Source organism: Saccharothrix mutabilis subsp. mutabilis (assembly GCF_039521145.1).
Taxonomy (GTDB): domain Bacteria; phylum Actinomycetota; class Actinomycetes; order Mycobacteriales; family Pseudonocardiaceae; genus Actinosynnema; species Actinosynnema mutabilis.
The window spans coordinates 59,502-73,002 of the sequence record NZ_BAAABU010000025.1 but is presented as its reverse complement, the minus strand read 5'-3'; the positions used below and the strand labels follow the sequence as shown (position 1 = coordinate 73,002).

General features: G+C 73.7%; 9 protein-coding genes. 4 read left to right on the top strand and 5 right to left on the bottom strand.

The window, feature by feature from the left end:
* Nucleotides 1-14 precede the first annotated feature (14 nt).
* On the bottom strand, nt 15-401 hold the full coding sequence (locus ABD126_RS33490; RefSeq protein ID WP_343938635.1) for a hypothetical protein: 387 nt from the start codon (nt 399-401) through the stop codon (nt 15-17).
* A gap of 104 nt (nt 402-505) precedes the next feature.
* Here ABD126_RS33490 and ABD126_RS33485 point away from each other — a divergent pair, with 104 nt between their 5' ends.
* On the top strand, nt 506-2,284 hold the full coding sequence (locus ABD126_RS33485; protein ID WP_343938633.1) for a hypothetical protein: 1,779 nt from the start codon (nt 506-508) through the stop codon (nt 2,282-2,284).
* Nucleotides 2,285-2,328: 44 nt separating this feature from the next.
* Here the strand turns inward: ABD126_RS33485 and ABD126_RS33480 are convergent, their stop codons facing one another.
* Complete coding sequence (locus ABD126_RS33480; protein ID WP_343938631.1) at nt 2,329-3,177, bottom strand: alpha/beta fold hydrolase; 849 nt, start codon at nt 3,175-3,177, stop codon at nt 2,329-2,331.
* A 235-nt stretch (nt 3,178-3,412) separates the two neighbouring features.
* On the opposite strand from ABD126_RS33480, the gene ABD126_RS33475 reads away from it, so the two are divergent.
* Nucleotides 3,413-7,690: an OmpL47-type beta-barrel domain-containing protein gene (locus ABD126_RS33475; RefSeq protein ID WP_343938629.1), complete on the top strand. Its 4,278-nt coding sequence runs from the start codon at nt 3,413-3,415 to the stop codon at nt 7,688-7,690.
* On the opposite strand, the gene ABD126_RS33470 is transcribed toward ABD126_RS33475, so the two are convergent.
* Both ABD126_RS33470 and ABD126_RS33465 read right to left on the bottom strand, forming a co-directional pair.
* Nucleotides 7,671-8,387 (bottom strand): hypothetical protein, encoded by a 717-nt coding sequence (locus tag ABD126_RS33470; RefSeq protein WP_343938627.1) that lies wholly within the window; start codon nt 8,385-8,387, stop codon nt 7,671-7,673. The two genes, ABD126_RS33475 and ABD126_RS33470, sit on opposite strands and share 20 nt — an antisense overlap.
* Before the next feature lie 503 nt (nt 8,388-8,890).
* The gene (locus ABD126_RS33465) at nt 8,891-10,216 is read right to left on the bottom strand and encodes a M20/M25/M40 family metallo-hydrolase (RefSeq protein WP_343938625.1); all 1,326 of its coding nucleotides are present in this window, start codon (nt 10,214-10,216) and stop codon (nt 8,891-8,893) included.
* Nucleotides 10,217-10,309: 93 nt separating this feature from the next.
* Here ABD126_RS33465 and ABD126_RS33460 point away from each other — a divergent pair, with 93 nt between their 5' ends.
* Together ABD126_RS33460 and ABD126_RS33455 are read left to right on the top strand one after the other, a co-directional pair.
* Complete coding sequence (locus ABD126_RS33460) at nt 10,310-12,190, top strand: ATP-dependent Clp protease ATP-binding subunit (RefSeq protein ID WP_343938623.1); 1,881 nt, start codon at nt 10,310-10,312, stop codon at nt 12,188-12,190.
* Entirely contained in the window at nt 12,187-13,023 is an 837-nt protein-coding gene (locus ABD126_RS33455) for a universal stress protein (protein ID WP_343938621.1), read from the top strand. Before ABD126_RS33460 ends, ABD126_RS33455 begins: the two co-directional genes overlap by 4 nt.
* Here ABD126_RS33455 and ABD126_RS33450 read toward each other — a convergent pair whose 3' ends face one another.
* Nucleotides 13,024-13,497, bottom strand: coding sequence for a MarR family winged helix-turn-helix transcriptional regulator (locus ABD126_RS33450; RefSeq protein ID WP_343938619.1), 474 nt, complete (start codon nt 13,495-13,497; stop codon nt 13,024-13,026).
* Between the last annotated feature and the right edge of the window lie 4 nt (nt 13,498-13,501).

Sequence of the window (13,501 nt, the reverse complement as noted above, 5' to 3'; positions counted from 1 at the left end):
GCCGTGTGATCGGCTCAGCCGGTCAGGGCCGCGCGCACGCGGGTGATCACCGCGTGCTCGCCCTCGCCCACGAACCCGTCGGCCGTGGCGACCTCGCGGCAGATGGCCAGGACCGCCTCCGGGAACGTCCGCGCGTCCGCCGGGGACTTCGCGGACAGGATCTCCGTCGACCGGCGCAGCGCCGTCAGGACGCCCGCCTCCACGTCGGCGACCGTGCCCTCCGGCAGCACCGGGTGGTCGGCGGACAGGACCTCGCGCAGGGCCGGCGAGAACGTGGTCAGGGCGCGGATGCCGGCGTGGCTCTCCTGGTCCAGCGCGCCCGGTTCGGCGGTGGAGACCAGGACCATCGCGCCGAACACGGCCGTGCGCAGGGTGCGGGCTTCGGTGTCGGTGTAGATCACCCGGTCAGCCTAGAGAGGGATAGCTGCGATCTTCAGTAACTGCTACTCGAAGTTACACCTATTTGGTATGGTCACCGAAACCCGGCGCACGGCAGGAGGCGACGATGCACGTCCTGGCACACGAGGCACCACCGGCGGGCGGTGCGGAGTTCTGGCAGGTCCTGGTCGCGGCGGGGATGGCGGCCGTGGTGTTCGTGCCGGTGCTGCTGTTCGCGGTCAAGGAGCGGGCCGGGCGGCCCAACCTCCTCGGGCGGCTCGCCGACCGGGCCGCACAGCGAACCGGCCTGCCGCGCTGGGCCGCGCTGCCGATGGGGCTGGCCGGGCTGTCCGGGTTCGCGGCGCTGGTCGGCGTCTACTGGGACGTCCCGATCCACATGGAGCTGGGCCGCGACGAGGGGCCGCTGGCCAACCCGTCGCACTTCCCGATCTACTTCGGCCTGATGGGCATCATGGCCAGCGGCCTGATCAGCGCGGCTCTGGCGAAGGACCCGCTGCCGACGCGGACCCTGCGCATCACCAAGGACTGGCGCGTGCCGATGGGCAGCGTGCAGATGACGGCGACCGGGCTCGTGGGCGTGGCCGGGTTCCCGCTGGACGACGTGTGGCACCGGCTGTTCGGGCAGGACGTCACCGAGTGGGGGCCCACGCACATCCTCATGATCGGCGGCGGCGTCGGGGTCGTGATCGGGCTCCAACTGCTGCTGGCCGAGGCACGCCAGGTCGGCGCGCACGGCCGCCTGGTGCGGCTGCTCGGGCCGGTGCTGGCGGGCGCGTGGCTGATGGGCGCGTCGACGTTCCTGATGGAGTTCGACCTGGGCGTGCCGCAGTTCCCGATGCTCGCGCAGGTGGTGCTGGTCGGGCTGATCGGGGCGTGGACGCTGACCGTCGGGCGGCTGTCGTGGGGGCCGGGCGGGACGCTGATCGTGCTCGCGGTGCTGCTGGGCAGCCGGGTGCTGTACTCGGCGATCCCGGCGCTGGCCGACCTGCACGTGGCGGTGCCGTTGCCGTACGTCGCCGAGGCCGTCATCGTCGAGGCGGCGGCGCTGTTCTTCACGCGCTGGCGGTTCGCGCTGGTCGCCGGGGTCGGCGCGGGCACGGTCGGCATGCTCGGCGAGGCCGCGCTGTCGCGGACCCTGATGCCCAACCCGTGGCCGTCGCACCAACTGGTCTGGTTCGTCGCCTACGGCACGGCGGCGGCGGTGGCGGGCGCGCTGATCGGCGTGTGGCAGCACGAACGCGTCGAGGAGGTCGCCGACCGGTCCGAGAGCACGGGCCCGCGCCACCTGCCCGGCCTGGTCGGCGCGCTCGCGGCGGTCGGGCTGATGGCCTCGGTCGCGGTGCCGCAGGACCCGAAGCCGATGAGCGGGACCCTCACGCTGGCCGAGGCCGGCGCCGGTTTCGAGGTGTCCAACCCGAACAGCGACGCCACGCCGAAGTGGGTGCACGCGACCGTCCGCCTGGAACACCCGGTGGACAACCCGGTGTGGCTCAACGGTTTCGCGTGGCAGGGCGGCGACTTCGCCACGACCCCGCTGCACGAGGTCGGCGACGGCGTCTACCGCACCGCCCAGCCGCTGCCGGTCTACGGCCAGTGGAAGTCCGGCGTCCGCCTGCACACCCCCGACGGCGTGATGGCGATCCTGCCCATCTACGCGCCCGCCGACCCGGCCGCCGGCGCCGCCGCCATCGAGGCACGCGACGGGGCACGCGCGTTCATGGCGGAGATCGACTTCCTGCAACGCGAACGCAAGAGCGACACACCGGCCGTGCTGTGGGCCGTCGCGTACGTGATCGTGGGCCTGATCTTCGCCGGCATGTGGATCCTGTTCGCCTGGCTCTACGCGAACGCGTCCCGCGTCCGCGGCCTGCACCGGGCGGTCTGACGACCGGCGGGCTGCGCGCGTGACACCGCGCAGCCCGCCGGAGGTCAGGACAGCTTGACGATCTGCGCCGCGACCTCGACCGGGGCCTCCAGCGGCAGCATGTGGCCGGCGTTCTCCACCACGATCGACTCCCCGCCCACCGCCTCGGCCAACGCCCGCGCGTTGTACTCGCCGACCAGGCGGTCCTCGTCGCCCACGATCGCGATCACCGGCTTCTCCGCCGCCACGGTCAGCGCCGCCTCGCGGTCGTAGCGGTCCACCGCCGGGCGGAACAGCGCGATCGTCTCCGGCCAGTGCGCCCACACCATGTCCGCCGTGAGGTCCACGTCCTCCTGGCGCGGCTCGTCGCCGAACAGCCACCACCGCAGGCCCGCGGTCTTCGCCGGCTCGATGCGCTCGCGCACCGCCCGCACGATCGGCCCGAACGCGCGTTCCAACTCGCGCACCAGCTTGCCCAGCGCCTTGGGCCACGCCAGCGAGGTCTCCGACAGGCCGCTGGCCGCCGTGGACACGAACACCAGCCCCGCGACCCGCTGCTTGTAGAGCCTGGGTCGCCGTTCGGCCATGGCCATCGCCGCCATTCCGCCCATCGAGTGACCCGCGATCACCACCTGACCGGTGGGGACCAGGCGTTCGATGAGTTCGCCGAGGTCGTCGCCGAGCTGCTCGATGGTCGCGGTCTCCCGGGTGGCCGGGCCGGACGCGCCGTGGCCGCGGTGGTCGTAGGCGATCACCGCCACCGACTCCGGCAGCTCCGCGACCACCCGGTGCCAACTGCGGTGGTCCAACGCGTAGCCGTGCGCGAGCACCACGGTCACCTCGGCGTCGGGCGTGCCGCTGCGCACCAGGTTCAGCTCGGTGCCGTCTTCCAGCCGCAACCGCTCGGTCGCCATACCGCCGTCCTTTCGTCGTCGGACCTCACCCGGATCAACGACGAGCCGAACGGAACGTCACGGTTCCGCCGCGAAGGTCCCCGTCCGGACGGGACCAAAGACCCCAATCCGGCGGAACCGCTAACAGGCCGTGAGCACCACCCGAAACACGGACCAACAGCTGAACGGTCAACGACCGAACGGGTGCGCCCGCGTCACCCGTTCGGCAGGGCCCTCGACCGGAACCGGTGCACCCATGAACCCGACCTCACGGCGAGGACTCGTCGTCGTCGCGGCGCTGGCGCTGCTCGCCCCGCCCGTCGCGCAGGCCACCACCTTCGGCTCCCCGGCCGCCGCCTACACCGCGGGCGGCATCTCCGCCGGCGGCCACTACTACGCCAAGTCCGGCAGCACCCTGACGCTCACCGTGAAGACCGACGACCGCGCCCGATGCGTGCAGGTCACGGGCTTGACCACGCAGACCTCGCCGAGCGCCAAGACCACCTGGACCTTCACCCGCCCCGCCGGCTCCGGCGCGGACGGCGTGCGCACCGCGACCGTCACCATCGGCGAGAACGTCAACACCAACGGCGTGTGCACCGTCCGCACCGCCACCACGGGCGTCTCCCACGTGCTCGACAACACCGGCCCCACGGCCACCGCGTCCCTCGACCCCGCCGCCAACGCGGCCGGCTGGCACCGGGACGCCGTCGCCCTGACCTGGACCGCCGACGACGGCGGGGGAGTGGGCGGCGGCACCGTCACGCCCCCGTCCACCGTCGGCGACGACACCGCCGGCACCACGGTCACCGGCACCGCCACCGACGCCCTGGGCAACACCGGCCCGACCGCGTCCGTCGTGGTCCGCCGCGACACCGGCGCGCCCGCGATCAGCGCCGCCACCACCCCGCCCGCGAACACCCACGGCTGGCGCAACGGCCCGGTCACCGTCACCTTCACCTGCGCGGACCCGTTGTCGCACATCGCCTCCTGCCACGCCGACGACACCACGTCCGCCGCCCGCGCGCTCACCGCCGAGGGCGCGGACCAGTCCGTCACCGGCACCGCCACCGACAACGCCGGCAACACCACGACCACCACCGCCGGCGGCATCGCCATCGACACCACCCCACCCGCGATCACCGGCTCGCACGCCGCGACCGGGTGGACCAACCAGCCGGTCACCGTCACGTTCACCTGCGCCGACCCGCTGTCCGGCGTGGACACCTGCGCCGCCCCGGTCGTCCTGGACGGCGAAGGCGCGGACCAGTCCGCCACCGGCGCCGCCACGGACAAGGCCGGCAACACGGCCACCACCACCCACGGCGGCATCGACATCGACCGCACCGCACCGGTCACCACCGCCACCGCGCCCGGCACGTGGACCAACACAGACGTCACCGTGCGGCTGACCGCGCACGACGCCCTGTCCGGCGTCCGCGAGACCCGCTACACCGTCAACGGCGGCCCGGAGAACACCGGCGCCAGCGTCCCGTTCACCGCCGAGGGCACGCACACGCTGACCTACTGGAGCGTCGACCACGCCGGCAACGCCGAGACCGCGCGCACGGTCACCGTGGACATCGACAAGACCCCGCCGTCGATCACCCACGCCATGACCCCCGACGCCAACGCCAACGGCTGGCACGCCGGGACGGTCACCATCGCGTTCACCTGCGCCGACACCGGCTCGGGCGTCGCGAGCTGCGGCCCGGACCGGACCGTCGCCGCCGAGGGCGCGAACCAGGCCGCCGACGGCACCGCCACCGACCACGCCGGCAACTCCGCCACCGACCCGGTCCGCGTCCACCTCGACCGCACCGCGCCGACCATCACCGCCGAGCCCGCCACCGCCCCGAACGCCCACGGCTGGTACCGCGAGGACGTCACCGTCACCTACACGTGCGCCGACGCGCTGTCCGGTGTGGACACCTGCCCGTCGCCGACCGTCCTGGGCGAAGGCGCCCACTCCGCGTCCGGCACCGCCGTGGACGCCGCCGGCAACTCCGCCACCACCGTCCTGACCCTGAACGTCGACAAGACCGGCCCCACCCTCACCGGCACCCCGTCGACCACCGCGTGGAGCACCGACGACGTCACCGTCACCTGGACCTGCGCCGACACCGCCTCGGGCGTGCTCGACGCCCCCGCGCCCGGCACGGTGACGGGGGAGGGCGCGAACCTCGCCGCCACCGCCACCTGCACCGACAAGGCCGGCAACACCACCACCGCGACCGCCGACGGCATCCGCATCGACCGCGCCGCCCCCGCCACGCGGGCCGCGCCGGTCGCCGCCGGCTGGCACGCCGACCGCGTGGACGTGACCCTGAACGCCGCCGACGCCCTGTCCGGCGTCGCCGGCACCCACTACCGCGTGGACGACGGCCCCACCCAGCCCTACACGGGGACGTTCGCCTTCACCACGGGCGGCAAGCACACCATCGCGTACTGGAGCACCGACGCGGCCGGCAACACCGAGGACCCGCACGCCCTCGCCGTGTGGATCGACGACGCCGACCCGACCGTGGCCGCCGACCACCCGGCCGCCAACGCCCACGGCTGGCACAACGCCCCCGTCACCGTGACGTTCACCTGCGACGACACCCAGTCCGGCGTGGCCGGGTGCGCCGACGCGGTGGAGGTCGGCGAAGGCGCGGACCAGTCCGCCACCGGCCACGCGGTCGACGGCGTCGGCAAGTCCGCCACCACGACCGTCACCGGCCTGAACGTGGACCTCACCCCGCCCACGCTGACCCCGTCCCCGACCGCCGGCTGGCACCGCTCGGACGTCACCGTCGTGTGGACCGCGTCCGACGGCTTGTCGGGCATCGACTCGGCCCCGGCCGACAGCGTGATCACCGGCGAGGGCCGGTCCCTGGCCGCAGGCCCGGTGACCGCGAAGGACAAGGCGGGCAACGACAGCGCCCCCGCCTCGGTGACCGGCGTGATGATCGACCGCACCGCCCCCGTCGTCGCCGGCACCACGCTCACCGCGCCCAACGCGGCCGGCTGGTTCCGCGACGAGGTCGTCGTCGACTTCACCTGCACCGACCCCGACCTGGCCGACGAGACGGACGGTTCGGGCGTCGCGACCTGCCCGACCAGCCGCGTGCTGCGCGGGGACGGCGTGGACCAGTCGGTGACCGCCGACCCGGCCGCGGACCTCGCCGGCAACACCGGCGCCCCGGTCACCTTCGGCGGCGTGGACATCGACGGCACCCCGCCGACCACCACCGCCGACAACCCGTGCACGGGTTGGTGCACCGGCTCCACCGCCACGGTCGTCCTGACCGCGTCCGACGCCCTGTCCGGCGTCACCGAGATCCACTACCGCGTCGACGACGGCCCCGAGCAGACCGCCGCGGGCACCACCACGACGGTCGCCGTCCCCCTCGACGGCACCGGCTCCGGCACCATCACCTACTGGTCGGTCGATGCGGCCGGCAACGCGGAAAGCCCGAACACCGCCGCTCTGAAGTGGGACAACATCGCGCCCGCGATCACCCACACCCTCTCGCCGGCCCCCAACGCCGACGACTGGAACAACAGCGACGTCACCGTCACCTTCACCGCGCGCGACGACGACGCCGGCTCCGGCATCGACCCGTCCACCCCCACCCCGCCCACGGTCGTGGCCACCGAGACCGCCGGCACCACCATCACCGGCACCGCCCGCGACCTGGCCGGCAACACCGGCACCGACACGGTCACCGTCCGCTTGGACAAGACCCCGCCCACCATCACCGCCGAGCTGGTCGGCGGTGCGAAGCCCTGGCACACCTCCCCGGTGACCATCCGCTTCACCTGCACCGACAACGGCTCCGGCATCCCGGCCACGGCGTGCCCCGACGACGTGGTCCTGTCCACCGACGGCGCCGCCCAGTCCGCCACCGCCTCGGTCACCGACCGGGCCGGCAACACGGCTCAGGCCGCGCTCACCGGCATCGACATCGACCAGTCCGCACCGACCATCACCGGCGTCTCCGTCACCGACGGCGCGATCTACGACTTCACCGCCCCCGCCCCCACGTGCACCGCCACCGACCCGGTCTCCGGCATCGACACCTGCGCCGTCACCGTCCAGCCCGGGGCCGAGGGGGTCCACACCTTCACCGCGACGGCCCGCGACCAGGCCGGCAACACCACCACCCGCACCGGCAAGTACCAGGTCCGGCGCTACCGGTTCAGCGGCTACCTGCAACCCGTCAACGACCCGGCGACCCCGGTGAGCGTGTTCAAGGCGGGCAGCACGGTGCCCGTGAAGTTCCAGCTGTTCGACGCCGCCGGCACGCCGGTCCAGGCGGCCACCCCGCCGACCTGGCTGACCCCGGTCCGGGGCGGCGCGACGACGACCCCGGTCAACGAGTCGACGGGCGCCGAGACGCTGACCGGCGGCACGTTCCGCTGGGACGAGACAGCCCGCCAGTACGTCCACACCTGGCAGACCAAGGGCCTGACGCCCGGCTACCACTACAGGATCAGCGTGAAGCTGGACGACGGCCAGACCAAGTACGTCACGGTGGGTCTGAAGTAGCCCCCAACGCCCGGACCCGCCGATCCAACAACCAGGCGAACCCCTCGGGATCGCCGACCACCAGCTGGATCACCCGTCCCTCGGCCCGCACGGCGACCACAGGTCCGCCGGGCGGGCCGTCGGCGTGAGCGACCCAGACCCCTCGGACGTCCCGCAACGCCACCCGCCCCCCGTGCAGGTCAACCCCGGTCCCCACCCGCCACCACAACCACCGGCCGTCAACACCGGCGGTCGCCAACACCGGCTTCCAGACCCCCAGCCCACGCACGGCCCGAGCACGACTGCGCATCACCAACGAGGTCCCCGCGACCGCCCCACTGGCGGCGTCGAACAACACCGCATGCGCCCGCTCGACCAACAACACCCCCAACACCCCGGCCACGACCGGCGGCACCCCCAACAAGGCGCGCCCGGTCACCCCCACGACCCCCACCACCTGCACCACCGCCCCGAGCGCCACCGCCCAGCCCCCGTCGGCCCGGACGAACCCCCGAGCGGCGAAGAACCCGACCGGCACCAGACACCCGACCACCAACACCACCCACCACCCCCCGGCCCGGGTCCCACCCACCGCGGCGGTGACCGCACTCTCCACCGGCGGCCCGAAGAACCCGGCGAGGAGCAGCGGAAACACCCGCCGCCACCGCCCGCGGAACTCGGCGAGGACGGCAGGGTGGGCGAAGAACGGCAAGCCCACAACCCACCTCCCGACCCGTCCAAGAGACCACGCCCAGCCCATCCCCGCGCGCCGAGACTCGCCGAAACTGTCGGTCCCCCGTGAGACAATCGAACCGGGGGCCGGAGGCCACACCTCACCGCCATCCCGGTGATGCCGCCCGCCCGCCCGGCCGGCCCCTGCCCGCGCTGCACCACCTCCCGCAGCCGCTACTCACCGCCGCCAAACCCGCGCCGCCGCGCTCCCGCCAAACCCGCGCCGAACTCGCGCCGCCGCGCGCCCCCCGCCGAACCCGCGCCGCCCGCCAAACCCGCGCCGCCCGCCAAGCCCGCGCCGCCCGCCAAGCCCGCGCCGAGCCCGCGCCACCGCCGAACCCGCGCCGAGCCCGCGCCGCCCGCCAAACCCCCGCCGAGCCCGCGCCGCCGCCGAACCCCCGCCGCCCCTCAGCCCCGAAACGCCCCACAACGCCGTCGGCCGCCGCACGCCCCGGCACCCCGGACCGCACGACGGCCGACAACCAACCCTCAGCTGCTCCGCAAGAACCGGTCCAACACCCGCACCCCGAACCGCAGCGCGTCCACCGGCACCCGCTCGTCCACCCCGTGGAACAACCCCGAGAAGTCAAGGTCCGCCGGCAGCTTCAACGGCGCGAACCCGAAGTTCCGGATCCCCAACTGCTGGAACGACTTGGCATCCGTCCCCCCGGACAGCATGTAAGGCAGCACCCGCGCGCCCGGGTCCTCCGCCGTGATCGACGCCGTCATCGCGTCCACCAGCGCCCCGTCGAAGGTCGTCTCCACCGGCGGCAGCCCGATCCACTCGCGCTCCACGTCCGGCCCCAGCAACTCGGCCACCTCGCGGTCGAACGCCTCCTCCCGCCCCGGCAGGATCCGGCAGTCCACAGTGGCCTCGGCGACCGACGGGATCACGTTCGCCTTGTACCCCGCGTTCAACATGGTCGGGTTGGCCGTGTCCCGCAACGTCGCCCCGATCATCCGGGACAACGCCCCCAGCTTCCCGACTGCGCCCTCGACGTCGTCGTCCGGGAACTCCAACCCGGTGATCTCCGAAACCCCGTCCAGGAACTCCCGCACCGACGGCGTGATCACCACCGGGAACCGGTGCTGCCCCAGCTTCGTCACCGCCGCCGCCAGCTTCGCCACCGCGTTGTCCCGGTGGATCATCGACCCGTGCCCGGCGGTCCCGCGCACCCGCAGCTTCAGCCACCGGATGCCCTTCTCGGCGGTCTCCACGAGGTAGGCCCGCACGTCGTCCTTCAACGTGATCGAGAACCCGCCCACCTCGGAGATCGCCTCGGTGACCCCTTCGAACAGCTCGGGCCGGTTGTCGACCAGCCACTTCGCCCCGAACAGCCCGCCGGCCTCTTCGTCGGCCAGGAAGGCGAACACGATGTCCCGGGGCGGCACCACGCCGTCGCGCTTGAACCGGCGGGCGACGGCCAACGACATGGCGACCATGTCCTTCATGTCGACGGCCCCGCGCCCCCACACGTACCCGTCCTGCACCGCGCCCGAGAACGGGTGCACCGACCACTCCGACGGGTCGGCCGGCACCACGTCCAGGTGCCCGTGCACCAGCAGCGCCCCCCGCGACGGGTCGGCCCCGGCCAACCGCGCGACGACGTTCCCGCGCCCCTTGGCGCCGGACTCCACGTAGGTCGTCTCGTACCCGACCTCTTCGAGCTTCTCGGCGACCCACTCGGCCGCCTTCCGTTCCCCGACGAGCGTCGTGGGATCCCCGGTGTTGGTGGTGTCGATCCTGATCAGCTCGCTGGCGAGGCCGACGACCTCGTCCTGCGCCACCCGGAGGCCTTCTTCGACGTTGCTCACCCCGCCTTCCTACCACTGCGGCCCGACCCGCCTTGCGCCCGCGTCACGGGGGAGGACCATGGGGGAGGCGTCCCGAACGGAGGTGGCACCGCGATGCCGGACGACTTCTTCCGCTTCGGCGACAACCCCCTGGAGGACCTCGTCGGCAAGCTGTTCGCCGGCCTGGGCGGCGCGCCCGTCTCGCCGACCCGCCGGGCGGAGCGGTTCGGGCGGGACCTGACCGCGTCCGCGCGCGAAGCGGCGTTGGACCCGGTGGTGGGCCGCGACGACGTCATCGACGAGGTGGTCGAGGTGCTGTCGCGGCGCACCAAGAACAACCCCGTCCTGCTCGGCGACCCCGGCGTGGGCAAGACCGCGATCGTGGAGGGCATCGCCACCCGCATGGCCACCGGCGACGTCCCGCCCACCCTGGCCGGCCGCCGCCTGATCTCGATCGACCTGGCCGCCATGGTCGCCGGCTCCAAGTACCGCGGCGAGTTCGAGGAACGCCTCCAGGGCGTCATGGACGAGGTCGCCGCCACCAACCGCATGATCGTGCTCTTCATCGACGAACTGCACACCGTCGTGGGCGCGGGCAGCGCCGAAGGCGCGGTCATGGACGCCGCCAACATCCTCAAACCCGCCCTCACCACCGGCCGCCTGCAACTCATCGGCGCCACCACGGTCGAGGAGTACCAACGCCACATCGCCAAGGACGCCGCCCTGGAACGCCGCTTCCAACCCGTCCTGGTCGACGAACCGTCACCCGCCCAGACGATCACCATCCTCACCGCCCTGCGCAGCCGCTACGAACGCCACCACGCCGTCCGCATCACCGACGAGGCCGTCCGGGCGGCGGTGGAACTGTCCGCCCGCTACGTCACCGACCGCTTCCTGCCCGACAAGGCCATCGACCTGATGGACCGCGCGGGAGCCCGCGTCCGCCTGCGCCAGAAGTCCCCGCCCCCGGACGTGGACGCCCTGGAAGACCGCGTCCGACGCCTCCGCGAGGACGACCCCGACCAACGCCTGCCCGAAGCCGAAGCCGAGCTGGCCGCCGCCCGAGCCGCCCTCGCCGACGCCCCCCGGGTCGACGCCGACGACGTCGCCGAGGTCGTGTCCCGCAGCACCGGCATCCCGGTCACCCAGCTCACCGAGTCCGAACGCCACCGCCTGCTCACCCTCGAAGACCAGCTCCACCGCCGGATCATCGGCCAGGACGAGGCCGTGGAAGCGGTGGCCGACGCCGTGCGCCTGGGCCGAGCCGGTCTGAAGCACCCCAACCGCCCCACCGGCTCGTTCCTCTTCCTGGGCCCCACCGGCGTGGGCAAGACCGAGGTGGCCCGAGCCCTCGCGGAGGCCCTCTACGGCTCCCCGGACCGCCTGATCCGCTTCGACATGTCCGAATACGCCCGGCAGCACGTGGTCCCCGCCCTGACCAGCGCGGTCCGCCGCACCCCGTACTCGGTGGTCCTGCTGGACGAGATCGACAAGGCCCACCCCGAAGTGCTGAACACCCTGCTGCGACTCCTGGACACCGGTCGCCTGACCGACGCCCACGGCCGGACCACGGACTTCGCCAACGCGGTCGTCATCATGACCAGCAACACCGGCCCGGAGCACGCCCTGCACTTCCGCCCGGAGTTCCTCGACCGCCTGGACGAGACCATCCTCTTCCGCGCCCTGGACGCCGACGACCTCCGCCGGATCACGAAACTCCTCCTCAACGACACCCGCGACCGCCTGGCCGCCCAGGACATCACCCTGGACGTCACCGAGGAGGCCGTCACCTGGCTGGCCACCACCGACTACACCCCCGAGCACGGCGCCCGCCCCCTGCGCCGCGCCATCGCCAGGGAACTGGACCGCCGCCTGTCCCGTGCCCTGCTCTCCGGTGACCTGCGCCCGGGCCACCGCGTTTCCGTGACCGTGCAAAACTCCGAACCGGTCCTGACCATCACCGGTCGGCCGGGCGAGAAGGAGGAGTCGGAGTGATCGTGGTCGGCGTGGACGGTTCGCGGGAGGCGCAGGCGGCGGTGCGGTGGGCGGTCGCGGAAGGGGAGCGGCGTGGGCTGCCGGTGCGCCTCGTGCACGCCTACCGGGTCCCGCCGATCGGGTTCCCCGTGTCGCTGCTGCCCGCCGAGGAGGTGCGCGGGGAGTACGAGGAGCAGGGTCGGCGGATCCTGGCCGAGACCGGGCACGCCGGGGAGACCCGGCTGGTCGAGGCCGGGACGGTGGACGCGCTGGTGGCGGAGTCCCGGCAGGCGGACCTGGTCGTGCTCGGCGCGCGCGGGACGGGCGGGTTCGAGGGGTTGCGGGCCGGGTCGGTCGCGACGGCGGTGGCGGCGCACGGCAGTTGCCCGGTCGTCGTCGTCCGGGGCCACGAGCGCACGACCGGGCCGGTGGTGGTCGGCGTGGACGGTGCGCCGGCCGGTGAGGCGGCGATCGGGTTCGCGTTCGAGGCGGCGTCGGCGCGGGGCGCGGCGCTGCGGGCGGTGCACGTGCCGTCGCCGCTGGTGGTGGCCGGTCCCGACGCCGCGCCACGGCTGGCGTTCGACCGGGACGTCCTGGAGCGGGAGGGTGAGCGCCTGCTCGCCCAGCGGCTGGCCGGGTGGCAGGAGCGCTACCCCGATGTCACCGTCGAACGCCGTGTGGTCCACGAGTCGCCGGCCCGGGCGCTGATCGACCACGCCGAGGACGCGCAACTGCTCGTCGTGGGCAGCCACGGGCACGGCGGGTTCGTCGGGATGCTGCTCGGCTCGATCGGGCAGGCGATGGTGCTGCACGCGCCGTGCCCGGTGGCCGTGGTGCGCCCCGCGGAAGGGTGATCAGCCCTCGGCCGGGGTGGCGGCGGCGATCAGGGTGATCAGCTGGCGGCGGAAGTGGTCGTAGTCGTCCACCGCGCCCAGCAGCAGGTCGGACTCGCGTTCCGCGCGGCGGGCGGCGGTGAGGGCGCGGCGGCCCGGCTGGGTGATCCGCACCGACGTGCGGCGGCGGTCGCGCGGGTCCGGGTGGCGTTCGACGTGGCCGCTGCGGGTGAGGTGGTCGATCGTGCGGCTCATCGTCTGGTCGGTGACCCGGCACAGCTGCGCCAGCTGCCGCTGCGACCGGGGGCCGTCGGCCAGGTGGTGCAGGGCGATCAGACCGGCGTGGGTGAGTCCCCGGCCGGTGAGGAAGTCGGTGAAGCGCTTCTCCACGACGCGGGCCGCGACCGACAGCAGCCGGCCGGTGGGCCAGGAGGCGACGTCCGCGTCCACCTGGTCCGGGCGGCGCGCCACCTGCCTCTCGTCCCCATCGGCCACGGGT

What these genes read in the sequence shown, in the direction of transcription:
- ABD126_RS33475 (WP_343938629.1), top strand. Translation starts at nt 3,413, where the DNA reads ATGAACCCGACCTCACGGCGAGGACTCGTCGTCGTCGCGGCGCTGGCG.
- ABD126_RS33460 (WP_343938623.1), top strand. Translation starts at nt 10,310, where the DNA reads ATGCCGGACGACTTCTTCCGCTTCGGCGACAACCCCCTGGAGGACCTC.
- ABD126_RS33485 (WP_343938633.1), top strand. Translation starts at nt 506, where the DNA reads ATGCACGTCCTGGCACACGAGGCACCACCGGCGGGCGGTGCGGAGTTC.
- ABD126_RS33480 (WP_343938631.1), bottom strand. Translation starts at nt 3,177, where the DNA reads ATGGCGACCGAGCGGTTGCGGCTGGAAGACGGCACCGAGCTGAACCTG.